At 63.0% G+C, this 25,007-nt stretch carries 23 protein-coding genes and 1 tRNA gene; 3 read left to right on the plus strand and 21 right to left on the minus strand.

Annotated elements, in window-relative coordinates; genetic code table 11:
* Nucleotides 1–9 precede the first annotated feature (9 nt).
* From lolA to LQF09_RS12515, 3 genes are all read right to left on the minus strand, one after another.
* On the minus strand, nucleotides 10–696 hold the full coding sequence (gene lolA / locus LQF09_RS12505; RefSeq protein ID WP_270068109.1) for an outer membrane lipoprotein chaperone LolA: 687 nt from the start codon (nucleotides 694–696) through the stop codon (nucleotides 10–12).
* Nucleotides 693–2,981 carry a DNA translocase FtsK gene (locus tag LQF09_RS12510; protein WP_270068110.1) on the minus strand — a complete coding sequence of 763 codons (2,289 nt, stop codon included), beginning with the start codon at nucleotides 2,979–2,981 and terminating at the stop codon, nucleotides 693–695. The genes lolA and LQF09_RS12510 overlap by 4 nt, the downstream gene beginning before the upstream one ends.
* A 120-nt stretch (nucleotides 2,982–3,101) precedes the next feature.
* Nucleotides 3,102–3,773 (minus strand): Crp/Fnr family transcriptional regulator, encoded by a 672-nt coding sequence (locus tag LQF09_RS12515; protein ID WP_002926470.1) that lies wholly within the window; start codon nucleotides 3,771–3,773, stop codon nucleotides 3,102–3,104.
* A gap of 228 nt (nucleotides 3,774–4,001) precedes the next feature.
* Here LQF09_RS12515 and trxB point away from each other — a divergent pair, with 228 nt between their 5' ends.
* Both trxB and LQF09_RS12525 read left to right on the plus strand, forming a co-directional pair.
* Nucleotides 4,002–4,955, plus strand: coding sequence for a thioredoxin-disulfide reductase (gene trxB, locus LQF09_RS12520; protein WP_270068111.1), 954 nt, complete (start codon nucleotides 4,002–4,004; stop codon nucleotides 4,953–4,955).
* An 18-nt stretch (nucleotides 4,956–4,973) separates the two neighbouring features.
* On the plus strand, nucleotides 4,974–6,047 hold the full coding sequence (locus tag LQF09_RS12525; protein ID WP_270068112.1) for a Smr/MutS family protein: 1,074 nt from the start codon (nucleotides 4,974–4,976) through the stop codon (nucleotides 6,045–6,047).
* Nucleotides 6,048–6,051: 4 nt separating this feature from the next.
* Here LQF09_RS12525 and LQF09_RS12530 read toward each other — a convergent pair whose 3' ends face one another.
* Both LQF09_RS12530 and LQF09_RS12535 read right to left on the minus strand, forming a co-directional pair.
* Complete coding sequence (locus tag LQF09_RS12530; RefSeq protein WP_002926491.1) at nucleotides 6,052–6,390, minus strand: P-II family nitrogen regulator; 339 nt, start codon at nucleotides 6,388–6,390, stop codon at nucleotides 6,052–6,054.
* A gap of 17 nt (nucleotides 6,391–6,407) precedes the next feature.
* Complete coding sequence (locus tag LQF09_RS12535; protein WP_270068113.1) at nucleotides 6,408–8,030, minus strand: NAD+ synthase; 1,623 nt, start codon at nucleotides 8,028–8,030, stop codon at nucleotides 6,408–6,410.
* Nucleotides 8,031–8,227: 197 nt separating this feature from the next.
* On the opposite strand from LQF09_RS12535, the gene LQF09_RS12540 reads away from it, so the two are divergent.
* Nucleotides 8,228–9,445, plus strand: coding sequence for a GNAT family N-acetyltransferase (locus LQF09_RS12540; protein WP_270068114.1), 1,218 nt, complete (start codon nucleotides 8,228–8,230; stop codon nucleotides 9,443–9,445).
* 13 nt (nucleotides 9,446–9,458) lie between these two features.
* On the opposite strand, the gene LQF09_RS12545 is transcribed toward LQF09_RS12540, so the two are convergent.
* The 16 genes from LQF09_RS12545 to LQF09_RS12620 form a co-directional block, all read right to left on the minus strand.
* The gene (locus LQF09_RS12545; protein ID WP_270068115.1) at nucleotides 9,459–10,025 is read right to left on the minus strand and encodes an NUDIX domain-containing protein; all 567 of its coding nucleotides are present in this window, start codon (nucleotides 10,023–10,025) and stop codon (nucleotides 9,459–9,461) included.
* 111 nt (nucleotides 10,026–10,136) lie between these two features.
* Nucleotides 10,137–11,606, minus strand: coding sequence for an NADH-quinone oxidoreductase subunit NuoN (gene nuoN / locus LQF09_RS12550; protein ID WP_270068116.1), 1,470 nt, complete (start codon nucleotides 11,604–11,606; stop codon nucleotides 10,137–10,139).
* Nucleotides 11,607–11,656: 50 nt separating this feature from the next.
* On the minus strand, nucleotides 11,657–13,138 hold the full coding sequence (locus tag LQF09_RS12555; RefSeq protein WP_002926498.1) for an NADH-quinone oxidoreductase subunit M: 1,482 nt from the start codon (nucleotides 13,136–13,138) through the stop codon (nucleotides 11,657–11,659).
* An 86-nt stretch (nucleotides 13,139–13,224) separates the two neighbouring features.
* Nucleotides 13,225–15,261: an NADH-quinone oxidoreductase subunit L gene (nuoL, locus tag LQF09_RS12560; RefSeq protein ID WP_270068117.1), complete on the minus strand. Its 2,037-nt coding sequence runs from the start codon at nucleotides 15,259–15,261 to the stop codon at nucleotides 13,225–13,227.
* Nucleotides 15,262–15,273: 12 nt separating this feature from the next.
* Nucleotides 15,274–15,579, minus strand: coding sequence for an NADH-quinone oxidoreductase subunit NuoK (nuoK, locus tag LQF09_RS12565; RefSeq protein WP_002926502.1), 306 nt, complete (start codon nucleotides 15,577–15,579; stop codon nucleotides 15,274–15,276).
* Between the two features lie 58 nt (nucleotides 15,580–15,637).
* The gene (locus tag LQF09_RS12570; RefSeq protein WP_002936642.1) at nucleotides 15,638–16,243 is read right to left on the minus strand and encodes an NADH-quinone oxidoreductase subunit J; all 606 of its coding nucleotides are present in this window, start codon (nucleotides 16,241–16,243) and stop codon (nucleotides 15,638–15,640) included.
* A 33-nt stretch (nucleotides 16,244–16,276) separates the two neighbouring features.
* Entirely contained in the window at nucleotides 16,277–16,762 is a 486-nt protein-coding gene (nuoI, locus tag LQF09_RS12575; RefSeq protein WP_002936645.1) for an NADH-quinone oxidoreductase subunit NuoI, read from the minus strand.
* Nucleotides 16,763–16,769: 7 nt separating this feature from the next.
* Nucleotides 16,770–17,819, minus strand: a complete 1,050-nt coding sequence (gene nuoH, locus LQF09_RS12580) for an NADH-quinone oxidoreductase subunit NuoH (RefSeq protein WP_037982292.1) — start codon at nucleotides 17,817–17,819, stop codon at nucleotides 16,770–16,772.
* Complete coding sequence (gene nuoG, locus LQF09_RS12585) at nucleotides 17,819–20,158, minus strand: NADH-quinone oxidoreductase subunit NuoG (protein ID WP_270068118.1); 2,340 nt, start codon at nucleotides 20,156–20,158, stop codon at nucleotides 17,819–17,821. Before nuoG ends, nuoH begins: the two co-directional genes overlap by 1 nt.
* Nucleotides 20,152–21,456, minus strand: coding sequence for an NADH-quinone oxidoreductase subunit NuoF (nuoF, locus tag LQF09_RS12590; protein ID WP_002926517.1), 1,305 nt, complete (start codon nucleotides 21,454–21,456; stop codon nucleotides 20,152–20,154). The genes nuoG and nuoF overlap by 7 nt, the downstream gene beginning before the upstream one ends.
* 11 nt (nucleotides 21,457–21,467) lie before the next feature.
* Nucleotides 21,468–21,947 (minus strand): NADH-quinone oxidoreductase subunit NuoE, encoded by a 480-nt coding sequence (nuoE, locus tag LQF09_RS12595; protein ID WP_002926519.1) that lies wholly within the window; start codon nucleotides 21,945–21,947, stop codon nucleotides 21,468–21,470.
* Nucleotides 21,948–22,038: 91 nt separating this feature from the next.
* Complete coding sequence (locus LQF09_RS12600) at nucleotides 22,039–23,292, minus strand: NADH-quinone oxidoreductase subunit D (protein WP_002926521.1); 1,254 nt, start codon at nucleotides 23,290–23,292, stop codon at nucleotides 22,039–22,041.
* Entirely contained in the window at nucleotides 23,285–23,890 is a 606-nt protein-coding gene (locus LQF09_RS12605) for an NADH-quinone oxidoreductase subunit C (RefSeq protein WP_270068119.1), read from the minus strand. The genes LQF09_RS12600 and LQF09_RS12605 overlap by 8 nt, the downstream gene beginning before the upstream one ends.
* A 14-nt stretch (nucleotides 23,891–23,904) precedes the next feature.
* Complete coding sequence (locus LQF09_RS12610; protein WP_002926530.1) at nucleotides 23,905–24,381, minus strand: NuoB/complex I 20 kDa subunit family protein; 477 nt, start codon at nucleotides 24,379–24,381, stop codon at nucleotides 23,905–23,907.
* Nucleotides 24,382–24,384: 3 nt separating this feature from the next.
* Complete coding sequence (ndhC, locus tag LQF09_RS12615; protein ID WP_002936657.1) at nucleotides 24,385–24,759, minus strand: NADH-quinone oxidoreductase subunit A; 375 nt, start codon at nucleotides 24,757–24,759, stop codon at nucleotides 24,385–24,387.
* 104 nt (nucleotides 24,760–24,863) lie between these two features.
* Nucleotides 24,864–24,948: transfer RNA gene (locus tag LQF09_RS12620), tRNA-Leu, on the minus strand.
* Nucleotides 24,949–25,007 lie beyond the last annotated feature (59 nt).

The raw sequence follows: 25,007 nt of genomic DNA on the forward strand, positions 1-25,007 counted from the left end.
GATGGGTGATCAACGCAGTGCCGCCCCCTGCCTGCCGGCTGCCTCCGCGGGTGCCTCGCCGATCAGGTCGGCACCAGCGGGCACGCTGAAGCGGAAACGGTCGTCGGCAAGCACAGGATTCGTACGCAGCCGAGTGAAACGGATCGAGGTAGTCTGGCCAAAGTTGTCGCGCATTTCCATCTCACGCAGTTGGCCGTCGGCCATGCCGATGCGCAAGGCCTCGAAACCACTGTCGCTGCGCAAGGGGCGTGCATCGACCCAGGCGACCCCATCATGCACACCGCCGTCGCCCAGCTCGAAACTGTCGTCGAGCTCGCCGCTACCGAACAGGATGGCGGCCGGCGTCGCCCCCAGCGCGTCGCCGATCGCGCGCACAGTGACCTGATTGAGATCGGGATCCCAGGTCCACAAGGCGCTGCCATCGCCAACCAGCACTTGCCGGTAGGGCTGGACATACTCCCAGTGGAACTTCCCCGGCCGCGCGTAGGCGAAGCTGCCCGCCGCCTGCTGCGGCCGACGCCCGGAGCGTGCGCTCACCACCTGCTCGAACTCGCCCTCGGCGCTGCGCACCTCGGCAACGAAACTGCGCAGTTGAGCAACACCGTCCGCGGCCTGTGCAAGTGCTGCCGTAGTCAGCAACACGATCATGCTCGCCCCGCGCCCCAATGCGCCAACGCGCAGTCCGGAAAATCTCATTCGCCCTCCTTGGCCGGGACGATCACTTCCCGGTTGCCATTGCTGCCCATCGCCGACACGAGGCCGGCACGCTCCATCTGCTCGATCAGGCGCGCAGCGCGGTTGTAACCGATGCGCAGGTGACGCTGCACGAGTGAAATCGATGGCCTGCGGGTCTTGATGACCACTTCCACGGCCTGGTCGTAGAGCGGGTCCGCCTCGTCATCGCCGCCGTCACCACCACCGAGCGCCGCCTCAAGGTCGTCTTCGGCAGCCGCCAGGATGCCTTCGACGTAATCCGGCGGCCCACTCTTCTTGAGGTGGTCGACGACCTTATGCACCTCGTCGTCCGCGACGAAGGCGCCATGCACGCGCACAGGCAGGCCGGTGCCCGGCGCCAGGTAAAGCATGTCACCCATGCCGAGCAGCGTCTCGGCGCCCATCTGGTCCAGGATGGTGCGCGAGTCGATCTTGCTCGACACCTGGAAAGCGATACGGGTAGGCACGTTGGCCTTGATCAGGCCGGTGATCACATCCACCGACGGGCGCTGGGTAGCCAGGATCAGGTGGATGCCCGCCGCACGCGCCTTTTGCGCCAGGCGCGCAATGAGCTCCTCCACCTTCTTGCCCACCACCATCATCAGGTCGGCCAGTTCGTCGACCACGACCACGATGTAGGGCAGCGGCTCGAGCGGCTCTGGGTTCTCCGGGCTGATCGAGAACGGGTTGGTGAGCGGCCTCTCCGCCTTGCGTGCTTCCTGCACGGCCTTGTTGAATCCCGCAAGGTTGCGCACACCCACCGCTGCCATCAGCTTGTAGCGCTTGTCCATCTCGGTCACGCACCAGTTGAGCGCGTTGGCTGCATGCTTCATGTCGGTCACCACCGGCGCGAGCAGATGCGGGATGCCCTCGTAGATCGACAACTCGAGCATCTTCGGGTCGACCATGATCAGGCGCACGCGCTCGGGCTCACTCTTGTAGAGCAGCGACAGGATCATCGCGTTGATACCGACCGACTTGCCCGACCCGGTGGTGCCGGCCACCAGCAGGTGGGGCATCTTGGCGAGGTCGGCCACCACGGGCTGGCCGCCGATATCCTTGCCAAGCACGACGGTGAGTGGCGAATGCGCGTCCTGATACACCTTGGAGCCAATGATCTCGGACAGCCGCACCGTCTGGCGCTTGGGATTGGGCAACTCGAGTGCCATGCAGGACTTGCCCGGCACGGTCTCGACAACTCGGATCGACACCAGCGACAGCGCGCGCGCGAGATCCTTGGCGAGGTTGACCACCTGGCTACCCTTGACACCGGTTGCGGGTTCGATCTCGTAACGGGTAATCACCGGCCCCGGATAGGCCGCCAGCACCTTCACTTCCACACCGAAATCGGCGAGCTTGTTCTCGATCACGCGCGAGGTGAACTCGAGCGACTCCGGCGACGGCGGCTCGACACCGCCACTTGCCGGATCGAGCAGCGCAACCGGCGGAATACCGCCTTCGCCGCTGTCGGCAAAGAGCGTCTGCTGGCGCTCTTTCTCGACACGTTCCGATTTCTGCACCGCCACGACGGCTGGCTCGATACGCAGCGGCGGCGCCGCGACCTTCTCGGTCTTGCGGCGGCGGGTCTCGACCACTGCTTCGCGCTTCTGGGCGATCTCACGGCCGACCTTCCGATCCTGCCAGCGCTGCCACGCCGCCTGGCTCGAGACGACAGCATGCTCAAGCCACAGGCCTACCCGCTCGACGACGGTCAACCAAGACACGCCGGTAAACAGCGACAGGCCACAGGCTAGCAGTGTGAGCAGCATCAGCGTGCCGCCTGTGAAGCCGAAGTAGCGCTGCATGAGGGAGCCGAGCTCCATGCCGATCAGCCCGCCAGGCTCCAGCGGCACCGCCGCTCCGTGGGAGTGAAAGCGCAGGAACTCCAGCGCGCTGCTGGTCAACAGCACGACGAAGAAGCCCATCATGACGAAGATGAAGGAGCGGTGATCGAGCTCGAGACGATTCCTCAGCCGCCGGAAACCCCACAGCAAGCTGTATCCAAGGAAGACCACCCACCACCAGGACGACACGCCGAACAGATACAGCAGAAGGTCGGCGAGCCAGGCACCGAAACGGCCACCCGGGTTCGCAACCCGGGTCACCTCGGCGGCATGCGACCAGCCCGGGTCGGACTCGCTGTATCCGACCAGGATCAGCCCGACATACAGCGACATGACGCCCAGGATGAGCCAGCGCGCCTCCTGGAGCAGGAGCGAGATCTTTTCGGGCAGCGGCTGGGAACGAGGCGAGGAGCGCGACAGCATTGGAATGAGGGCCGATCGGGAGCGCCGGACGGCCATAGTGGTACGACGCCCGGATTATACGGGAAGGTCTCGCAGCTCGTTCCCGATGTTGCGGCTGCTCACAAAGGACGGCTCACGGGATCAGACGTCTCCGAGGCGCTCCTTGAGCACGATACCCTCGGCGCTTTCCTCGATGAGCCCTTGCTGCCCGAGATCCTTCATGACGCGGCTGACCATCTCGCGCGACGCGCCAATCATCTTCGCAATGTCCTGCTTGGAGACCTTGCGCACGACCACGGCGCGCCCCCCGACGTCCTCGGACATCTCGAGCAGCAGGCGTGCGACACGACCATAGACGTCCATCAGCGCCAGGCTCTCGATCTTGCGGTCGGCATTGCGCAGGCGTTCGGCCAGGTTGCACATGATGCGCCACGAGACGTCGAAGCTGTCCTGCATCAGGCGACGGAAATCCTGCTTGGCGATGAGCACAAGATCGGAGGGCACCACGGCGATCACCGAGGCCGAGCGCGGACGCTCCTCGAACATCCCCATTTCGCCGAACAACTCGCCTTGGCCGAGAATCGACAGGATGACCTCACGGCCATCCTCGTCGCTCACCACGACTTTCAGGCTGCCGGTCAGCACCAGGTACACGTAGTCGGAGCGGTCGCCGGCACACACCACGGCCTGCCCGCGCGGAAACCGGCGCATCATCGAGACGCGCGCAACGCTGCTCAGGACCTCATCGGACAAACCCTGGAAAAGCGAGAAAGTCTTCAGGGCAACGACGGACACGGCGGTGGGCTGGGACATGCTGGCTCCGGTAAACACGGGGAAGGTCGTCCAGTCAACGACATTTCTCATGAGTTTATACGATTGTCGGCAGCCAAATCCGCGCATCGTGAAATCTGTCACGGCGCATCCGCTGTCCGCAGCGTGACGCAGGCGCCGATTCACGCTTGCTATCGGCCCCATCGCCGCGGCATGCCGGGGGGTCGGCTATAATCGCGCCCTCATCTGCAACCCGCTGGAATGTCCCTCATGACCACGAAACACGCCCGCCTGCTCATTCTTGGCTCCGGCCCCGCCGGCTATACCGCGGCCGTCTATGCAGCCCGCGCCAACCTCAGCCCGGTGCTGATCACCGGCATTGCCCAAGGCGGCCAGCTGATGACCACGACGGAGGTCGACAACTGGCCTGCAGACGCCGACGGCGTGCTCGGCCCCGACCTCATGGCGCGCTTCCAGAAGCATGCGGAACGCTTCAACACCGAGATGATCTTCGATCACATCCATACCGTTAAGCTCGGCGAAAAGCCCTTCCGCCTGATTGGTGACGCTGGCGAATACACCTGCGACGCGCTCATCATCGCGACCGGTGCGACGGCAAAGTACCTCGGCCTGCCCTCGGAAGAGAAGTTCGCCGGCCGTGGCGTGTCGGCGTGCGCAACCTGCGACGGTTTCTTCTACCGCAACCAGGATGTCGCAGTCGTCGGCGGCGGCAACACCGCGGTCGAGGAGGCGCTCTACCTGGCCAACATCGCGCGCAAGGTGACGCTGGTCCATCGCCGCGAGAAGTTCCGCGCCGAGAAGATCATGATCGACAAGCTCATGGAAAAGGTCGCTGCCGGCAAGATCGAACTCGCCCTCAACGCCACGCTCGACGAGATCCTTGGCGACAACAGCGGCGTCACCGGCATGCGCATCAAGGACGTCAATACCGGCTCGGCGCGCGAGGTGGCCTTGCAGGGGGTATTCATCGCGATCGGCCACAAGCCGAACACCGACATCTTCGCGGGCCAGCTCGAAATGGAAGGTGGCTACCTCGTCACCCAGGGAGGCCGCAATGGCAACGCCACACAAACCAGCACCCCCGGGGTGTTCGCGGCTGGCGACGTACAGGATCACATCTACCGCCAGGCCGTCACCTCCGCCGGCACCGGCTGCATGGCCGCCCTGGATGCCGAACGCTACCTCGATACGCTCGGCGCCTGAGCGCAGCCGCTGACCCGCATGGCCCGCACTCGCCAACGATCCACAGCACCGGAAAACGGCAAGGACGCGCGCGGCGGGTCAGCGGGCGATCTTGGCGAGTTGCGCCGCCTGCTTCGCGCGGCCGACGCCAGCACCCCGGATGCACCACCGGTCCAGCCCGGCAAGCGCATCCGGCACACCGTGGCGCCCGCCCAAAAGGCCGAAGACCGCGCCGACCTTGCCGCCACACCCGATGCGGACGAGCTCGCGCTGTTTCGCCGTACGGTGGGCTCAACCAGGCCGATACGCGGGGACAACCGCGCCGAACTCGATCCGCCGCGTCCAGCCCCGGTGCGGCGTACGCTGCAGGCCGAGGACGAGGCGCCTGTACCCGCCCGCCCGCGAGCGGACCAGGATCCACTACTGGCGGCCTACGCAGGCGTCGTGCCGCTGCGCGACAGCGGACGTGCAGAGATCGATGCGCCCCGACGGCAAGCCCGCAACCCAGGCACGGAAACAGCCACGGCGGTGCAACGCCCAGACGCAATCGTGCTGCCGGCCGACGCCGACCTGCGCGATCCGGCCAGCCTGTTCCGCACTGTGGTCGGACACGCACGCCCCATCGACACGCGCAACCGCATCGAGCTCCAGCGCCCCGCTCCGCCGCCCGCCCCCGTCAAGCGTGAAGCGGACGAACGCGCCGCGCTCGATGAATCGTTGGCTGCCCCCCTCAGCTTCGAGGACCGCCTGGACATGGGCGACGAGGCCGCTTTCCTGCGCAGCGGCCTGCCACGCCGGGTACTGACCGACCTTAGGCGTGGGCGGTGGGTCCTGCAGGCTCAGATCGACCTGCATGGGCTGACGCGTGACGAGGCGCGCAGCGCACTCGCGCACTTCCTCCATGACAGCCTGAATCAGGGGCTGCGCTGCATCCGCGTGATCCACGGCAAGGGCCACGGCTCACCCGGAAAGGTGTCGATTCTCAAGCAGCTGTCGCGCGGCTGGCTCGCCCAGCGCGAGGAGATCCTGGCCTTCTGTCAGGCGGGGCCGCATGACGGCGGGGGTGGCGCGCTGCTCGTGCTGCTGCGCGCGCAGAACGCCAACCCGCGCTGAACGTTCAGATTGCCGCCTCGTTGATCTCGCCGGTGCGGATGCGGACAACCTGTTCGACCGGGGTGACGAAAATCTTGCCGTCGCCGATCTTCCCCGTGTGCGCAGCCTTGACGATGGCCTCGACGGCCTGCTCGACGATATCGTCGGCAAGCACGACCTCGACCTTGATCTTGGGGAGGAAATCGACCACGTATTCCGCCCCGCGGTACAGCTCGGTATGCCCCTTCTGACGGCCGAAACCCTTCACCTCGGTCACGGTCAGGCCGGTGATGCCGACCTCGGACAGCCCTTCGCGCACTTCATCCAGCTTGAACGGCTTGATGATCGCCTCGATCTTCTTCATCCACTGCACTCCTTGTTCTAGAACTCGTCCTGGTAGCGCGATGTTATCGGATAACGCCAGTCCCTGCCGAAGCCACGCGGGGTGACACGGATGCCTACCGGGGCCTGGCGGCGCTTGTACTCGTTACGCTTGAGCATCGCCACCGTGCGCCGCACCTCGGCCTCGGGAAGGCCAGCGGCGATAATCTGGCGCGGCGACTCATCGCGCTCCATATAGGCCTCGATGATGGCGTCGAGTACCTCGTAGGGGGGCAGGCTATCCTGATCCTTCTGATCGGGCTTGAGCTCGGCTGAGGGCGGACGGTCGATGATGTTTTGCGGGATCACCTCGCCAAGCGTGTTGCGCCAGTTCGAAAGCCTGAACACGAAGGTCTTGTAGAGATCCTTGAGCACGGCGAAGCCACCCGCCATGTCGCCATAGAGCGTCGCATAACCGGTGGCCATCTCGCTCTTGTTGCCCGTGGTAAGCACGATCGCCCCGGTCTTGTTCGACAGCGCCATCAGGATCATGCCGCGGATGCGGCTCTGAAGGTTCTCCTCGGTGGTATCCGCAGCAAGGCCGGCAAACTGAGGCTCGAGCAGGTCGGCAAACACCTTCATTGCCGGTTCGATCGCAATCTCGTCGTAACGCACGCCAAGCCGGCGCACCATCTCGCGCGAGTCGTCCAGGCTCATCTGTGCCGTATAGGGTGAGGGCATCATCACCGCACGCACACGATCGGCGCCGAGCGCATCGACTGCAATCGCCAGCGTCAGTGCCGAGTCGATACCGCCCGAAAGCCCGATCACTGCCGATGGGAAGCGGTTCTTGCCGAGGTAATCGCGCACGCCCACCTTGAGTGCTTCGTACACTTCGGCTTCGAGGACGCGTGGCGGCACCCGGACGTCACTGTGCCAACGGCCCTGCTCAAACCGCACGACATCGAGGTGATCCACGAAGCTGCCCGCCTGGTAGCCCAGGGTGCCGTCACCATCGAGCGCGAAGGACGCACCGTCAAACACCAGCTCGTCCTGCCCGCCCACCATGTTGCAATACAGTACGGGGAGCCCGGTCTCGCGCACACGGTCGCGCAGAACCTCGATGCGCTGAACCTGCTTGTTCATGTGATAGGGCGAGGCATTGAGAGCCAGCAAGACCTCGGCACCCGCTGCCTGCGCAGCCTCGGCAGGACCGCTTTCCCACACATCTGCGCAGATATTCACACCGAAACGCACCCCCTTGCATTCGAACAGGCAGGGCGCACCGCCCGCCTCGAAGTAGCGTTCCTCGTCGAATACCTCGTAATTGGGCAGAAGGCTCTTGTAATAGCGCGCCTGCACCCTGCCGCCACTCAGTACGGACGCGGCATTGTAGCGCTGCACCCCCTCCTCGACGGGATGGCCGAGGACGACGACGAGTTCCCCCGCGGCGTCAGCGATACGTTGCGTCTCGCGTTCGCAGGCGCGATAGAAGTCGGGCCGCAGCAGCAGGTCCTCGGGCGGATAGCCCGAGAGCGCCAGCTCGGGCGTCAGAAGGATATCGGCACCTTGCGCGCGCGCAATGGCATCGATGATAAGTTCGGCATTGCCGATCAAATCGCCGACGGTCGGATTGAACTGTGCGACGGCGATCGAGACTGAGGTTCGGACGGTAGCATTCATGGGCGGAACTATACCGCTTCGGCGATGCTGCGGAGAGGCGAAGTAATGCCTTCTCAGCCTGCCGCAACCGAGTCCGATGACCCACAGTTCGTGTTGGAAAGCCTGTGGATAAATCCTGGGTGAAGTGCGCAAGTCGATGACGCGCAAGCGAATCGCCGCACTGCACAAGAATGAGGCAAGCGAGGAACCCAAGCACGATGAACAAGGCCTGCACACAGCTTGCCGAACATACGGACGGGCTGCATTTCGTCACCACCATCGGCGAAATCGAAGCCGGGCGCTGGGACGCCTTGGTTCAAGCCAGCTCGGCAAGCGCACCGCCCTGCCTGCGCCATGCCTTCCTGGACGCACTCGAGCACACCGGCTGCGTGGGTGGACGTAGCGGCTGGGCGCCCGCACACGCCACACTCTGGCGCAGCGGACAACTGGTCGCGGCCATGCCCCTTTACCTGAAGTCGCACTCCTATGGCGAGTACGTCTTCGACTGGGCATGGGCGGAGGCCTACCAGCGCCACGGTCTCGAATACTACCCGAAATGGCTAGCGGCATTGCCTTTCACGCCCATCTCCGGGCCCCGCCTGCTCGGTCTCACGACCTCCGACCGCGCGGCGCTGCTCGAGTCCGTCCTCGAAGCCGTACGCTCGAGCCCGATGTCCTCGTTCCACCTTCTGTTCCCCGCCGAAGACGAACTGCCACTGCTCGAAAACGCGGGACTCATGATCCGGGACGGCGTGCAGTTCCACTGGCGCAACGAGGCTGAGGCAAGAACGGCCGCCACCGCCACCACGCAATCACGCTGGAGAGACTTTGATGACTTCCTCGCCAGTCTCAACCACGACAAACGCAAGAAGATTCGCCAGGAGCGGCGGCGAGCGGCGGCCCATGGCCTCGAACTGCGCTGGCTTGACGGACACCAGGCGAGTCCGGCGGAGTGGGACTTCTTTCACCGTTGCTACAGCATCACCTATGCCTTGCATCGGTCAACACCCTACCTCGGCGCGCCCTTCTTCCGCGAGCTTGCCCGACGCATGCCCGACTCCGTACGCCTGCTGATCGCAACGCGTGATGGCCAGGATATTGCCGCCAGCTTCTTCCTGTGCGACCAGCGTGCGCTGTACGGTCGCTACTGGGGCGCGCTCGAGCACCTGCCCTTCCTGCATTTCGAACTGTGCTACTACCAGGCCATCGAGTACTGCATACAGAAGGGTCTGGAGCGTTTCGAGGGCGGCGCGCAAGGCGAGCACAAGCTGTCCCGGGGCCTGCTTCCCGTGCGCACGAGATCTGCGCACTGGCTTGCGGATACGCGTTTCAGCAGGGCGGTCGACGACTACCTGACTCGCGAGCGCGAGGGCATGAACGCATACGTGGATGAACTGAACGAGCGCCTGCCCTTTCGCCGCGAGGCCACGGACTGATCACCTTGCAGCTTCAGGTACGCGCTGCAGCCCCGATGAGAGGCAAGGCACGATAGAACGCGGTGATGGTCTTGGCGTCCGTAATCTCGCCACTTCGGATCAAGGCCTCGACCTCGCGAACGGGAAGCTCGAGCACCTCGAGAAACTCGCCATCGTCCAAGGCATGGCCGACGTGCGTCAGCCCGGAGGCGAGGAAGATCTCGATGCGCTCGTCGGAGTAGCCGATGCACGGATGCATCACGCCCACATGTTGCCAAGTGCGGGCCTCGAATCCCGTCTCTTCCCGCAACTCCCGGATCGCGCAGGCGCGGATATCCTCGCCCGCATCAATCTTGCCCGCCGGTAGCTCCAGGAATGCGCGCCCGAGCGGATAGCGGAACTGGCGCTCGAAAATCAAGCGGTCATCGTCAAGCAAGGCGACCACCACCACCGCGCCCGAGTGGCGAATGTACTCGCGCACCCCTTTCGAGCCATCGGGCAGAACTACCGCGTCGCGCCAGACCTTGAGCATGACGCCATCGAAGACCTGCTCGCTGGCCGCCGTACGCTCCGCCAGCGGATCGTGGCTGGGGTCGCTCATCGTCTCACCCCGCACCCCTGAGCAACGCCGCATGCCGAGGCAGATTCACGAGCATACGCGCCTGGGCGCAAGAACAGCGGTCTGCGCCCGGCCCCGTCAACCATGCTCGATTCAGAGCGAACCGAGCAGCGCATATGCGCACAGCGACATCAACATCTGCGGCGCGAGCCCCAGCGCAGCAATGGCAAGGCCATTGACCGACAACATGACGCGAACCTCTGCCGGAGCATGGATCGGCGACACATCGACCGGTTCGTCGAAGTACATCAGCTTGACCACGCGCAGGTAGTAGAAGGCACCGATCACCGACATGACGACAGCCAGCACGGCCAGCCAGAAGTAGCCTGCTGCCACCACTGCCTGCAACACCGACAACTTGGCGAAGAAGCCAATGAAGAAGGGCACGCCAGCCATCGAGAACATCACGAACAGCATCATCAGCGCATACCAGGGGCTGCGCTTGTTGAGGCCCTTGAAGTCATCGATGTTCTCGGCCTCGAATCCGGCACGCGAGAGCAGGATCACCATGCCGAAGGAAGCCAGGCTCATGATCACGTACGACACAGCATAGAACATCGCCGAGCTGTAGGCGTTGAGGGCGAAGTGACGGTCGCCATCCACCACGCCGGCGAGCAGGCCGAGCAGCACGAAGCCCATGTGCGAGATACCGGAGTACGCCAGCATGCGCTTGATGTTCTGCTGCGCGATCGCCGCCAGGTTGCCGAGCACGATCGACGCCGCCGCCACCATCATCAGCATCAGTTGCCACTCGTGGGCGATGTCGAACAGCGCCCAGATCAGCAGGCGAACCGCCATCGCGAACGCGGCGAGCTTGGGCGCGCTGGCGATGATCAGGGTCACGGCGGTCGGCGCACCCTGATAGACGTCCGGCACCCACATGTGGAAAGGCACCACGCCGAGCTTGAAGCAGATGCCGGCAACCAGGAACACCAGGCCAAACATCAGCACCGTCTGGTTGGCCGACTGGTTGTAGATCGCCTGCGCGATGGCGGAGAACTCGAGCGATCCGGTCGCGCCGTACACCATCGACATGCCGTACAGCAGCAGACCGGAGGCCAGCGCGCCGAGGACGAAGTACTTCATTGCCGCCTCGGTCGCACGCGGCGAGTCGCGATCAAAGGCGACCATGGTGTACAGCGCCAGCGACATCATCTCGAGGCCGATATACATCGGCAGCATGTGGTTGGCGGTCACCATCACCATCATGCCGAGCGTCATCAGCAAGGCGAGCAGGTAGAACTCGGGCTTGTCGATCTTGCGGTCACCGAGATAGGCGCGGCCGTAGAGCAACGCAACTGCGGTCGAGAAGTAGATCATCAGCTTCAGGAAGTCGCCCATCAGGTCGCTGATGAACAGGTTGCTGAAGGTGTAGACCACCTCGCCTTCCATCGTGAAGATGGTGATGAAGGCCGCCGCGATCAGCGTCGCCTGTGTGAGGTGGTAGCTCAGCCCACGGGCAATGCTGCGCGCGAACGTGCTCGCGAGCATGATCACCAGGGCCATCACGGCAACGAAGATCTCGGCCGCTGCGGGGTAGAAGTCGGGGACGACGAAATTCATCTTCTGACCAGTCCGTTAAGAGTCTCTCGGGCGCTTGCGCTGAACGGCGCTCAGAGCTTGCTCACGGCAACATGCCGCAGGAGTTCGTTGACCGAGGCATGCATCACTTCGGTGAAGGGGAACGGGTACAGGCCCATCGCAAGCACGCAGAACGCCAGGATCGCGAGGAAGGCAAACTCGCGCCCGTTGATGTCCTCGAGCTCGGCCACGTGCTTGTTTGCCACCTTGCCGAACACGACGCGCTTGTACATCCACAGCGAATACGCGGCGCCGAGGATCAGCGTGGTGGCCGCCACGAAGCCGATCCAGAAGTTGAACTGCACCGCCCCCAGCACGACCATGAACTCACCGACGAAACCGGAGGTGGCCGGCAGGCCGGAGTTGGCCATCGCGAACAGCATGAAGAAGGCCGCAAACTTGGGCATCGTGTTGACCACACCGCCGTAGTCGGCGATCTGGCGCGAGTGCATGCGGTCGTAGAGCACGCCGATGCAAAGGAACATCGCACCCGAGACGAAGCCGTGGGAGATCATCTGCACCAGGGCACCTTCGACGCCGAGCGGGTTGAAGATGAAGAAGCCCAGGGTCACGAAACCCATGTGCGAAATCGACGAGTAAGCCACAAGCTTCTTCATGTCAGCCTGAACCAGGGCGACGAAGCCGATATACACCACGGCGATCAGCGACAGCGTGATCATCAGCGGCGCCAGCTGCTGCGCCGCATCGGGCACGATCGGCAGCGAGAAACGCAGGAAGCCATAGGCACCGAGCTTGAGGCCGATCGCCGCCAGCACCACCGAGCCACCGGTGGGCGCCTCGACGTGAGCGTCGGGCAGCCAGGTGTGCACCGGCCACATCGGCACCTTGACCCCGAAGGCGACGAGGAAGGCGAGGAAGATCAGGATCTGCGGCTCGATCGGCAGCGGCAACTGGTGCCAGTCGAGGATGCTGAAGCTGCCACCGGACTGCATGAACAGGTAGAGCAGCGCGATCAGCATCAGCAGCGAACCGAGCAGCGTGTAGAGGAAGAACTTGATTGCCGCATAGACGCGGTTGGCGCCGCCCCAGATACCGATGACGAGATAGAGGGGGATCAGCGAAGCCTCGAAGAACACGTAGAACAGCACGCCGTCGAGCGCCGAGAAGATACCGTTCATGAGGCCCGACATGATCAGGAAGGCGGCCATGTACTGCGCAACCTTGTCCTGGATCACCTGCCAGCCCGCCATCACCACCAGGATGGTGATGAAGGCGTTGAGGATCACGAACAACACCGACAGGCCATCGACCCCGAGGTGGTAGTTGATGTTGAAGCGCGGCACCCAGGACGTCATCTCGACGAACTGCATGGCGCTCGTGGTCGCATCAAAGCCGGTGTAGAGCGGAATGGTGACGACGAAGCCAGCCACCGCGACCGCGAAGGCGAGCATGCGCGCCAGCGGGGCATTGCGATCCGAGCCGGTCGCCAGCACCAGCAGGCCCCCGATAATCGGGATCCAGATCGCCAGACTGAGGAGAGGAATGTCCGTCATCGTTGCTTTCCGTTCAGTGCGTCGCGAACGACGCGTTCGATCTTGTTATGTGTATCAAAGTGGGCGTGCTTGATCTGCACCGGGCATCAGCCGCGGTTGATCCAGTAGGTGAGCAGGATGAACACGCCGATGATCATCATGAAGGCGTACTGGTACAGGTGACCGGTCTGGAACAGGCGCGACATCTGCGCGATCCAGCCCACCAGCCTGGCCGAGCCATTCACCGCCACACCGTCGATCAGCCCCTGGTCGCCCGCCTTCCACAAGCCCTTGCCGAGCGCACGCGCGCCACCGGCAAAGAAGATCTCGTTGAAGCGGTCGAAGAAGTACTTGTTCTCGAGCAGGCTGTGGATCGGCTTGAAGGTACGCTGGATGGCAGCCGGAATATCCGGGCGCTTCATATAGAAGAACCACGACAGCGCCACCCCACCGATCGCGAGCCAGAACGGCGCCGTCTGCAGACCGTGGATCGCCATCGCCACCGGACCATGAAAGGACGCTTCGAGCTCCTTCAGGCCAACGTGGTTGTCACCGACGAAGATCACGCCCTTGAACCACTCACCGAACAGCATCGGCTCGATGGTGAAGAAGCCGATCAGCACCGAGGGGATCGCCAGCAGCACCAGCGGCAAGGTCACCACCCAGGGCGACTCGTGCGGTTTCTGGCCCGGCGCCAGACCGTGGTGGTGGTCGCCGTGGTCGTCATGAGCGTGGTCGTCGCCCTGCGCGTCACCGTGGTGAGCGTCATGCGCGTGATGCGCCTTGCCGAAACGCTCCTCGCCGTGGAAGACGAGGAAGTACATGCGGAAGGAGTAGAACGCGGTCACGAACACGCCCAGCAGCACGCAGAACAGGGCGTAGCCCGCACCCGGGATGGTCGAGGCATGGACCGCCTCGATGATCGAGTCCTTGGAGTAGAAGCCCGAGAACAGCGGGAAGCCGATCAGCGCCAGCGAACCCAGCAAGGACGTGATCCAGGTGATCGGCATGTACTTGCGCAGGCCGCCCATGTTGCGCATGTCCTGGTCGTGGTGCATGCCGATGATGACCGAGCCGGCGCCAAGGAACAGCAGCGCCTTGAAGAAGGCGTGCGTCATCAGGTGGAACACCGCCGCCGAATAGGCAGAAACGCCGAGTGCCACCGTCATGTAGCCGAGCTGCGACAGCGTCGAGTACGCCACCACGCGCTTGATGTCGTTCTGGACGATACCGAGGAAGCCCATGAACAGTGCGGTGGTTGCGCCGATGACGAGGACGAAGGACAGCGCGCCATCGGACAGTTCGAACAGCGGCGACATGCGCGCCACCATGAAGATGCCGGCGGTAACCATGGTTGCCGCGTGGATCAGCGCCGAGATCGGGGTCGGGCCTTCCATCGAGTCGGGCAGCCAGACATGCAGCGGCACCTGGGCCGACTTGCCCATCGCGCCAATGAAAAGACAGATGCAGATCGCGGTGATCAGCGGCCAGCCGGTGCCGGCCATCTCGGTGGCGGCAAGCTGGTCGGCCTGGGCGAACACTTCGGCGTAGTTGAGGCTGCCGGTGTAGGCGGCGATGAGGCCGATGCCGAGCAGGAAGCCGAAGTCGCCGACACGGTTCACCAGGAAGGCCTTCATGTTGGCGTAGATGGCCGTCGGCCGCTCGTACCAGAAGCCGATGAGCAGATAGGAGACGAGGCCGACCGCTTCCCAGCCGAAGAACAGCTGCAGGAAGTTGTTGGACATCACCAGCATCAGCATCGAGAAGGTGAACAGCGAGATGTAGCTGAAGAAGCGCTGGTAGCCGGGGTCTTCCGACATGTAGCCGATGGTGTAGATGTGCACCATCAGCGAGACGAAGGTGACCACCAGCATCATCATCACGGTCAGCGAATCGATCAGGAATCCGACTTCGAAGCTGATCCCGCCCGACACCATCCAGGTGTAGACCGTGCCGTTGAAGGTATTGCCCGCCGCAACGTCCTGGTAGATCACCACCGAGGCGACGAAGGCGACCGCCACACCGAGGATGGTGACGATGTGTGAGCCCGCGCGACCGATCTGCTTGCCGAACAGGCCGGCGAGGATGGCACCGGCCAGCGGCGCCAGCGGCACGAGGAGATAGAGAGTCTGCATGTCCGTCATCGTGACGCTTCCTTAACCCTTGAGGCTGTCGAGGTCATCCACATGGATCGTGCGCATGCTGCGGAACATGACGATCAGGATCGCCAGGCCGATCGCGGACTCGGCCGCTGCCACGGTGAGGATGAAGAAAACGAAGACCTGGCCGGCGATGTCTCCCAGGTAGTGAGAGAAGGCGACGAAGTTCATGTTGACCGAGAGCAGCATGAGCTCGATGGCCATCAGCAGCACGATCAGGTTCTTCCGGTTGAGGAAGATCCCGACCACGCTGATCGCGAACAGGATCGCGCCCAGGATGAGGAAATGGGAAAGCGAAAGCATCTGTGACTCCCTGATCGCGCCGGCTCCATACCGGCGCGTTTCTTGTTCGCGTGCTGGTTCAGTCTTCTTTCTCGGCCTGCATCTTCACCAGCTCGACACGGCCCTCGCGCTTGACGGCGACCTGCTCGGACGGCGGGATGGACTTGAGGCCCTTGCGTTTGCGCAACGTCAATGCCACTGCTGCAACCATGGCCACCAGCAGCACCAGCGATGCAAGCTCGAACGGATAGACGTAGTCGGTGTAGAGCACCCGGCCGAGTTCGCGCGTATTGCTGTACGACTCCGCGGCCGCTGCCGGCGCAGGCATGGCTTCGAGGCCAAAGTACGAACCGCCCAGCACCATCACCATCTCGACCAGCATCAGGATGCCGACAAGGGCGCCCACCGGGAGATAGCTCCAGAACCCTTCGCGGATGCGGTCGAGGTTGATGTCGAGCATCATCACCACGAACAGGAACAGCACCATGACGGCCCCGACGTAGACCATGACCAGCACGATGGCGAGGAACTCGGCCTGCAGCAGCAACCAGATCCCGCCCGCGTTGAAGAAGGTCAGCACCAGGAACAACGCAGCATGCACCGGGTTGCGGGCGGTGATCACCCTCAGCGCCGCGAGCACCATGATCACGGCGAGAAAGTAGAAGACGAAGGTCTTGAATTCCATGTTCTTGACTCGTGGCGCCTGAGCGCCCTCCCCTTAGCGGTACTTGGCGTCCTGTTCGCGGTCGGCTGCGATCTGGGACTCGTGTCGATCCCCCACCGCCAACAGCATCTGCTTGGTGTAGTAGAGATCGCCGCGCTTCTCGCCGTGATACTCCAGAACACGCGTCTCGACGATCGCATCGACCGGACAGGCTTCTTCGCAGAAGCCGCAGAAGATGCACTTCGTGAGGTCGATGTCGTAGCGCGTCGTGCGGCGCGAACCGTCGTCACGCTGATCGGACTCGATGGTGATCGCCATCGCCGGGCAAATCGCCTCGCACAGCTTGCATGCGATGCAGCGCTCCTCACCGTTCGGATAGCGACGCAGGGCGTGCAGTCCGCGGAAGCGGTTGCTCTGCGGCGTCTTCTCCTCCGGGAACTGGACGGTGATCTTGCGCTGGAAGAAGTGGCGGCCGGTCAGGGCCATGCCCTTGACGAGTTCCTTCAGGAACAGACTGCCGATGAAATCCTTGGCACCCATGGTCTTCTCAACTCCAGATCGACAGCGGCGACATCATCCACACCGCCACCACAAACACCCACACCAGGGTGACCGGGATGAACACCTTCCAACCCAGACGCATGATGTGGTCGTAGCGGAAACGCGGGAAGGTGGCACGCGCCCACAGGAAGATGAACAGGATTGCAGCCGTCTTCAGCGCCAGCCAGTGGAAGCCGTCGGGCAGGAAGCCGACCGGCGACAGCCAGCCACCGAGGAACAGGATCGAGGTCAGGATCGAGACCAGGATCATGTTGGCGTATTCGGCGAGGAAGAACAGCGCGAAGGTCATGCCCGAGTACTCGACCATGTGGCCGGCCACGACTTCCGCCTCGCCTTCGACCACGTCGAAGGGCGCCCGGTTGGTCTCCGCGATGCCGGAGATCAGGTACACCACGAACATCGGGAACAGCGGCAGCCAGTTCCAAGACAGGAAACCCAGCCCCATGTCAGCGAAACGGCCAGCACCTTGCGAGGTTACGATGTCGCTCAGGTTGAGGCTGGCAGAAATGAGCAACACGCAGATCAGCGCAAAGCCCATCGACACCTCGTACGACACCATCTGCGCAGATGCCCGCATCGCCCCAAGGAAGGGGTACTTCGAGTTCGAGGCCCAGCCTGCCACGATCACCCCGTAGACCTCCAGGGAGGTAATTGCGAGGATGAACAGCAGGCCCGCATTGACGTTGGCGAGCACAAGGCCGTCATCGAAGGGAATGACCGCCCACGCTGCCAGCGACGGCGCAAGGGCGAGGATCGGCCCGAGGATGAAAAGGCCCTTGTTGGAGCCGCTCGGAACGATGATCTCCTTGAACAGCAGCTTGACGCCGTCGGCGAGCGGCTGCAGCAGGCCCTTGGGGCCGACCCGGTTGGGGCCGATGCGAACCTGCATGTAGCCGATGACCTTGCGTTCGGCCAGCGTCAGGTATGCCACGCAGATCATCAGCGGCGCGATGATCGCAATGATCTTCACCAGGGTCCAGATCGCAATCCAGCTCGGACCGAAAAAATCGGCAATGGGTTGCAGCATCGCTTCCATCAGGCACGCTCCACGCTGAGTTCACCGCTCATGGCACCGAGCGAGGCGGTCGAGGAATGAGCGCTGGCGACGCGCACACAACCAGCAGCAAGCGCCTCGTCGGGCTGCGCGACCAGCACGGCGGCACCGCCCCCCTGCACGACCCTGACCTTGTCGCCTGCACTCAGGCCAAGCGCTGCAAGCGTGGCCGGCGAAATTCGCGCCACCGGCGCGGCAGCGTCACGCGTCTTCTGCAGCGACGGTGCGCGGCGCACGATCGGATCGGCAAAGTGAATGGGTACGTCGGCAACACGCTCAAGCGCGCCAGCACTCGCAGCAGCGCACGACACGACAACGCCTTCGACGCCGTTACCAAGCGCATTGCCGATGTCAGCAGGCAAAGCCTCGCTGCGCACAGCTTCGGAATCGTTGTAGCCGAAACCTTCGAGCGCCAGCAGGTTGCCGAGCACTCGCAGGACTTTCCAGCCCGGACGCGTCTCACCGAGCGGCTTGCTGACGGCGACGAAGCTCTGCGCCCGGCCTTCGCAGTTGACGAAGGTGCCGGAGGTCTCGGTAAAAGGCGCAACCGGAAGGATGACGTCGCACAGGTCGCGCAACGAGGCTGAGTCGAAGGCCGAGAAGCCGATCACCAGTTGGGCAGAACGCAGCGCCGCGACCGTCGCCGACGGATTGGCGAAATCAAGTTCCGGCTCGGCGCCGAAGACCATGTATGCCTTGCGTGGCTGCGCGATCATTGCAGCAGCGTTGAGGCCGTCGGCCCCCGGGACCGCCCCGGCGAGGTAGCCGCCAACACTGTTCGCAGCCTCACCGATGAAGCCGAAGCAGCCCGCCGAGAGTCGCGCAATTTCCTGGGCCAGCGTCTGGATCTCGCTGGCTCGCGCATGCTGGGCTGCGAGGCTGCCCAGCCACACCGCAACCTTGCGCCCCGAAGCGAGGCTCTGGGCAATGGCGCGCGCCTCGCCCGATACCTCTGCCGGCAGCTTGCCGAGCAAGCTGACACTGACGTCGGTGCCCTTCTCCTGCGCCAGCGCGACGACCACTTGCCCAAGCATGGCAACCATTGCCGACGGCGCCACCAGCGCGCGGTTGCGCACAGGCAGCAACCAATCCTCGGCGTTGGGTCCGATCGCGCTCACCTGCAGTCCCTTCTTGGCCGCCTGGCGCACACGCTGCGCGAGCAGCGGCGCATCCTTGCGCAGGAAGCTGCCCACCACGAGCAGGCGGGTGAGATCCTTGACCTCCGCGATCTTCATGCCCAGCCAAGGCGCACCGTCTCGCTTGCCATCGGCACGGAAATCGGCTTGGCGCAGGCGGAAATCAACGTTGTTCGAGCCGAGTCCGCGCACAAGCTTCTGCAGCAGGAAGAGTTCTTCCAGCGTCGCGTGCGGCGAGGCCAGCGCGCCGATCGCCGACGCGCCGTGATCCTGGGCAATGCCACGCAGGCCACTCGCAGCGAACTCGAGCGCGGCCTGCCAATCGACCTGCTTCCATTGCCCGCCCTGGCGGATCAGCGGTGTGCTCAGGCGTTCCGGAGCAGACAAGGCCTCGTACGAGAAGCGATCCTTGTCCGACAGCCAGCACTCATTGACGTCTTCGTTCTCGAGCGGAAGCACGCGCTTGACCACGTCGTGCTTGGTCTGGACGATCAGGTTCGCGCCGAGGGCGTCGTGCGGGCTGACCGACTTGCGCCGCGACAACTCCCAGGTACGGGCGGCAAAGCGGAACGGCTTCGAGGTCAGCGCGCCGACCGGGCAAAGATCGATGATGTTGCCCGACAGCTCGGAGTCGATCGTCTTCTCGATGAACGGCATGATCTCTGCATGCTCGCCGCGGAAGGCCTGACCAAGTTCCATCTCACCTGCGATCTCGGCGGTGAATCGAACGCAGCGCGTACAGTTGATGCAGCGCGTCATGTCCGTCGACACGAGCGAGCCCAGATTCTTGTTGAACACCACGCGCTTTTCTTCCTGGTAGCGCGAAGCGGACGAACCGTAACCCACCGCCAGATCCTGCAACTGGCACTCGCCGCCCTGATCGCAGATCGGGCAATCGAGCGGGTGGTTGATCAAGAGGAACTCCATCACTCCCTTCTGTGCCTTGACGGCCAGCTCGGAGTGGGTCCATACCTTCATGCCGTTGGTCACGGGCGTGGCGCAAGCGGGCAGCGGCTTGGGTGCCTTCTCGACCTGGACGAGACACATGCGGCAGTTGGCCGCAATGGACAGCTTCTTGTGATAGCAGAAGTGCGGGATATAGGCCCCGGCGACGGCTGCGGCCTCGATCACCGTGCTGCCATCATTGACCTGTACCTGCTTGCCGTCGATTTCGATCTCTAGCATGACGGGCTCACGTAAATTTGACTGCCTGCGCGCTGGACTTCGGGCGCCACGAGGCACTTCTTGTTTTCGATGTGGTACTCGAACTCGCTGCCGAAGTGCTTGACGAAGCTCTGCACCGGCATCGAGGCGGCATCGCCAAGGGCGCAGATGGTGCGGCCCATGATGTTGGCGGTGACGGAATTGAGCAAATCGAGGTCATCCGGACGGCCAAGACCGTTCTCGATGCGATGCACCACGCGATAAAGCCAGCCCGTGCCTTCACGACAGGGTGTGCATTGCCCGCAGGATTCCTCGAAGTAGAAGTAGGACAGACGCTCGAGCGCCTTCACCATGCAGGTGGTCTCGTCCATGACGATCACGGCACCGGAACCCAGCATCGAGCCCGCCTTCGAGATGGAGTCATAGTCCATCGTGCAGTCCATCATGACGCTGCCCGGCACCACCGGCGCCGAGGAGCCGCCAGGGATCACCGCCTTGATCTTGCGCCCGCCGCGCATGCCACCGGCCATCTCGAGCAGCTCGGAGAACGGCGTACCGAGAGGAATCTCGTAGTTACCGGGACGATTGACGTGACCGGACACCGAGAACAGCTTCATGCCGCCGTTGTTGGGCTTGCCCAGACCGAGGAAAGCCTCGCCGCCCATGTTCATGATGAACGGCACGGAGGCGAAGGTTTCAGTGTTGTTGATCGTGGTCGGCTTGCCATAGAGGCCATAGCTCGCCGGGAACGGCGGCTTGAAGCGCGGCTGCCCCTTCTTGCCCTCGATCGATTCGAGCAGCGCGGTTTCCTCACCACAGATGTAAGCGCCGTAGCCGTGATGCGCGAAGAGCTCGAACGAGAAATCGCTGCCGAGGATGTTCTGGCCGATGAAGCCGGCCGCACGCGCTTCCTCGAGCGCCTCCTCGAAGCGCGAATAGACCTCGAAGATCTCGCCGTGGATATAGTTGTAGCCGCGCGCCGCACCCATCGCATAGGCGGCGATTGCCATGCCTTCGATGACCGAATGCGGGTTGTAGCGCAGGATGTCGCGGTCCTTGAAGGTCCCGGGCTCGCCCTCGTCGGAATTGCAGGCGAGGTACTTGTCACCTGGGAAAGAGCGCGGCATGAAGCTCCACTTCAGACCGGTCGGAAAACCCGCACCGCCGCGACCGCGGAGCACCGAGGCCTTGAGCTCGCCGATGATGGCGTCCTGCGAGACCTTCTCCGCGATGATCTTCCTGAGTGCGGCATAACCGCCGCGCGCGACATAGTCCTGGAGCCGCCAGGTGCGGTCGCCGTCACAGCCGGCGAGGATCATTCCTTGCGTGCTCATTTCTTGTCCAGCTCGGCCAGCATCTGGTCGATCTTGTCGGTGGTCATCCAGCTGCACATGTGATGGTTATTCACCAGCAGCACCGGGGCGTCACCACAGGCGCCCATGCACTCGCCTTCCTTGAGCGTGAACTTGCCGTCAGGCGTGGTCTCATTGAAGCCGATGCCCAGCTTGTGCTTTATGTAGTCAGCCGCATGAACGCCGCCCGACAGCGCACAGGGCAGGTTCGTGCACACGGTGATCTTGTGGCGACCGACCGGCTCAAGGTCATACATGTTGTAGAAGCTCGCCACCTCGTAGGCGGCGATCGGCGGCATCTCGAGATAACGGGCGACGAACTCGATCAGCTCCTTGGGCAGCCAGCCCTTCTCGACCTGAGCGATCCGCAGCGCGGCCATCACGGCCGATTGCTTCTGTTCGGGCGGATACTTGGCGATCTCTCGATCGATCTGTTGCAGCGATTCCTGGCTCAGCATGTCGTCTTGATCTTCCGGATAGCCTGCCGATTCTTGTTTGGTCCTGCGATGCCTTTCGGCATCGGTCAATTTCCTGCGTGCGCCGACTCGGTCAGCGATCGATCTCGCCGAACACCACATCCATGGTGCCGATGATGGCCACGACGTCGGCAATCATGTGGCCCCGCGCAAGCTCATCCATCGCAGCGAGATGCGCAAAACCCGGCGCACGCAGCTTCAGGCGGTAGGGCTTGTTGGCGCCGTCGGACACCGCATACACGCCGAACTCGCCCTTGGGGTGCTCGACCGCGGCGTAGACCTCGCCCTTGGGTACATGCATGCCTTCAGTGAAGAGCTTGAAGTGATGGATCAACTCCTCCATGTTCGACTTCATGCTTTCGCGCGAGGGCGGCGCAACCTTGTGGTTGTCCGTGATGACCGGGCCGGGGTTCTTGCGCAGCCAATCGATGCACTGCTTGATGATGCGATTCGACTGGCGCATCTCTTCCATGCGGCAAAGGTAACGGTCGTAGCAGTCGCCGTTCTTGCCGACGGGAATGTCGAAATCCATGCGGTCGTAGACTTCGTAGGGCTGCTTCTTGCGCAAGTCCCAGGCGATTCCCGACCCGCGCAACATCGGACCGGTGAAACCCCAGGTCAAGGCCTGTTCGGGCGACACCACGCCGATGCCCACGGTACGCTGCTTCCAGATCCGGTTGTCGGTCAGCAGGGTCTCGTACTCGTCGCAATAGGTCGGGAAACGATTGGTGAAGTCCTCGAGGAAGTCCAGCAAGGAGCCTTCGCGAGCGGCGTTGAGTTCCTTGACCGTCTTCTCGTTCTTGAACTTGTTCACCTCGTACTTCGGCATGCGGTCGGGCAGGTCACGGTAGACCCCGCCCGGACGATAGTACGCTGCATGCATGCGCGCACCCGACACCGCCTCGTAGGCGTCCATCAGGTCTTCGCGCTCGCGGAAGGTGTACAGCACCATCGTCATCGCGCCGATATCGAGCGCGTGCGTGCCGATATTGAGCAGGTGATTCAGGATGCGCGTAATCTCGTCGAACATCACACGGATGTACTGGGCACGCTCCGGAACCTGCACACCGAGCAGCTTCTCGATGGCCATGCAGTAGGCGTGCTCGTTGCACATCATCGACACATAGTCGAGACGATCCATGTACGGAACCGACTGCACCCAAGTCCGGGTTTCGGCCAACTTCTCCGTGCCGCGATGCAGCAGCCCGATATGCGGGTCAGCACGCTCTACGACTTCACCGTCGAGTTCGAGCACCAGACGAAGCACACCGTGCGCGGACGGATGCTGAGGGCCAAAGTTGATTGTGTAGTTGCGGATCTCAGCCATGGCCGACGTCCCCGTAGTTCTCTTCGCGCACGATGCGCGGCGTGTTCTCGCGCGGCTCGATGGTCACCGGCTGATAGACGACCCTGCCCTGCTCCGGGTCGTAGCGCATCTCGACGTACCCCGAAACCGGGAAATCCTTGCGGAAGGGATGTCCGACAAAACCGTAATCGGTGAGGATGCGGCGCAGATCGGGGTGACCGGCATACAGGATGCCGTAGAGATCGAAGGACTCGCGCTCATACCAGTTAGCACTCGCCCAGACATCGGCCACCGAATCGACCACCGGAAAACTCTCGTCTTCCGCAAAGACACGCAGACGCAGTCGCCAGTTGTGGCGGATCGAGGTGAGATGCGCCACTGAGGCAAAACGCGCGCCCACCCATGCCCCATTGCCGAAGGTCGAGTAATCGACACCGGAAATATCGATCAACTGCTCGAAGTGCAGATCGGGATGATCACGCAAGGTGCGCGCAATGCGCAGGTAGTCGCCAGCGGCGACCTCGATGGTGAGCTCTGCGCGATCGACGAGCAGCGACTTGAGGGAGTCGCCGAATACATCGCGCAAGGTCTGGCTCAGGCGTTCAAGCTTGGCACTCATGTCTATGACACCCGTCAGCGCGCGATCGTATTCGTGCGCTTGATCTTGTTTTGAAGCTGAAGAATGCCGTAGATCAGCGCCTCGGCGGTGGGCGGACAGCCCGGCACATACACATCGACCGGAACGATGCGATCACAGCCACGGACTACCGAATAGGAGTAGTGGTAATAGCCACCACCATTGGCACAGGAGCCCATCGAGATGACCCAGCGCGGCTCGGACATCTGGTCGTAGACCTTGCGCAGCGCCGGCGCCATCTTGTTGCACAAGGTACCCGCCACGATCATCAGATCGGACTGGCGCGGACTGGGCCTGAACACCACCCCGAAGCGGTCAAGATCGTAACGGGAACAGCCGGCGTGGATCATCTCCACCGCGCAACAGGCCAGACCGAAAGTCATGGGCCAAAGCGAACCGGTACGCGTCCAGTTGATGACCGCATCGAGCGAAGTGGTTACAAACCCTTCGCGAAAGACGCCCTCAATGCTCATGCATTACTCCCAGTCGAGTGCGCCGTTCTTCCACTCGACGATATAACCGATGACCAAAACCGCGAGAAAGACCATCACCGAACCGAAAACGAACCAGGCGATCTCACCAGCGGCGATGAACTCCTGGAAAACGGTCGCCCACGGAAACAGGAAGGCGATCTCGAGATCGAACAGGATGAAAAGAATGGCGATCAGGTAGTAGCGAACGTCGAACTTCATGCGGGCGTCTTCAAACGCCTCGAAGCCGCATTCGTACGGGGAGTTTTTTTCGCTATCAGGACGATAGGGAGCGAGAAGTCGCCCGAGAATGACAGGAGCAAGCCCGAAACCAAGCCCAACGAGCATGAACATCAATACGGGAAAATAGCTTTCCAGCATGTTCAGAAACCCCCATTGCGTTGGACGACTGCAAGACCGCGTCGTCGTTATTGTTTTGGCTGCTCTGCATGGAAACGCCCGCAACTGCGGGCGTTTCCTGAATATGGTGCCGACGATGAGACTCGAACTCATACGGCTTTCGCCACTACCCCCTCAAGATAGCGTGTCTACCAATTTCACCACGTCGGCGCGCTGTTCAGACAGCCAAAAAATTATAAGGGTTTTTACGCACTGCGCAAAGAGCCCAC

The organism is Thauera sp. WB-2 (assembly GCF_027594845.1).
Classification (GTDB): domain Bacteria; phylum Pseudomonadota; class Gammaproteobacteria; order Burkholderiales; family Rhodocyclaceae; genus Thauera; species Thauera mechernichensis.

Bases quoted from the DNA above. Each gene is read 5' to 3' on its own strand.
- nuoH (WP_037982292.1), bottom strand. From the start codon at position 17,819: ATGGAAGCGATGCTGCAACCCATTGCCGATTTTTTCGGTCCGAGCTGG.
- LQF09_RS12605 (WP_270068119.1), bottom strand. From the start codon at position 23,890: ATGAGTGCCAAGCTTGAACGCCTGAGCCAGACCTTGCGCGATGTATTC.
- nuoF (WP_002926517.1), bottom strand. From the start codon at position 21,456: ATGATCCTCGCCGGCTGTGACGGCGACCGCACCTGGCGGCTCCAGGAC.
- LQF09_RS12540 (WP_270068114.1), top strand. From the start codon at position 8,228: ATGAACAAGGCCTGCACACAGCTTGCCGAACATACGGACGGGCTGCAT.
- nuoL (WP_270068117.1), bottom strand. From the start codon at position 15,261: ATGACGGACATGCAGACTCTCTATCTCCTCGTGCCGCTGGCGCCGCTG.
- LQF09_RS12610 (WP_002926530.1), bottom strand. From the start codon at position 24,381: ATGAGCATTGAGGGCGTCTTTCGCGAAGGGTTTGTAACCACTTCGCTC.
- nuoE (WP_002926519.1), bottom strand. From the start codon at position 21,947: ATGCTGAGCCAGGAATCGCTGCAACAGATCGATCGAGAGATCGCCAAG.
- LQF09_RS12570 (WP_002936642.1), bottom strand. From the start codon at position 16,243: ATGGAATTCAAGACCTTCGTCTTCTACTTTCTCGCCGTGATCATGGTG.
- LQF09_RS12510 (WP_270068110.1), bottom strand. From the start codon at position 2,981: ATGCTGTCGCGCTCCTCGCCTCGTTCCCAGCCGCTGCCCGAAAAGATC.
- LQF09_RS12545 (WP_270068115.1), bottom strand. From the start codon at position 10,025: ATGAGCGACCCCAGCCACGATCCGCTGGCGGAGCGTACGGCGGCCAGC.
- LQF09_RS12530 (WP_002926491.1), bottom strand. From the start codon at position 6,390: ATGAAGAAGATCGAGGCGATCATCAAGCCGTTCAAGCTGGATGAAGTG.
- nuoI (WP_002936645.1), bottom strand. From the start codon at position 16,762: ATGGGTGCCAAGGATTTCATCGGCAGTCTGTTCCTGAAGGAACTCGTC.
- LQF09_RS12555 (WP_002926498.1), bottom strand. From the start codon at position 13,138: ATGACGGACATTCCTCTCCTCAGTCTGGCGATCTGGATCCCGATTATC.
- LQF09_RS12600 (WP_002926521.1), bottom strand. From the start codon at position 23,292: ATGGCTGAGATCCGCAACTACACAATCAACTTTGGCCCTCAGCATCCG.
- LQF09_RS12515 (WP_002926470.1), bottom strand. From the start codon at position 3,773: ATGTCCCAGCCCACCGCCGTGTCCGTCGTTGCCCTGAAGACTTTCTCG.
- ndhC (WP_002936657.1), bottom strand. From the start codon at position 24,759: ATGCTGGAAAGCTATTTTCCCGTATTGATGTTCATGCTCGTTGGGCTT.
- lolA (WP_270068109.1), bottom strand. From the start codon at position 696: ATGAGATTTTCCGGACTGCGCGTTGGCGCATTGGGGCGCGGGGCGAGC.
- LQF09_RS12525 (WP_270068112.1), top strand. From the start codon at position 4,974: ATGGCCCGCACTCGCCAACGATCCACAGCACCGGAAAACGGCAAGGAC.
- LQF09_RS12535 (WP_270068113.1), bottom strand. From the start codon at position 8,030: ATGAATGCTACCGTCCGAACCTCAGTCTCGATCGCCGTCGCACAGTTC.
- nuoN (WP_270068116.1), bottom strand. From the start codon at position 11,606: ATGAATTTCGTCGTCCCCGACTTCTACCCCGCAGCGGCCGAGATCTTC.
- nuoG (WP_270068118.1), bottom strand. From the start codon at position 20,158: ATGCTAGAGATCGAAATCGACGGCAAGCAGGTACAGGTCAATGATGGC.
- trxB (WP_270068111.1), top strand. From the start codon at position 4,002: ATGACCACGAAACACGCCCGCCTGCTCATTCTTGGCTCCGGCCCCGCC.
- nuoK (WP_002926502.1), bottom strand. From the start codon at position 15,579: ATGCTTTCGCTTTCCCATTTCCTCATCCTGGGCGCGATCCTGTTCGCG.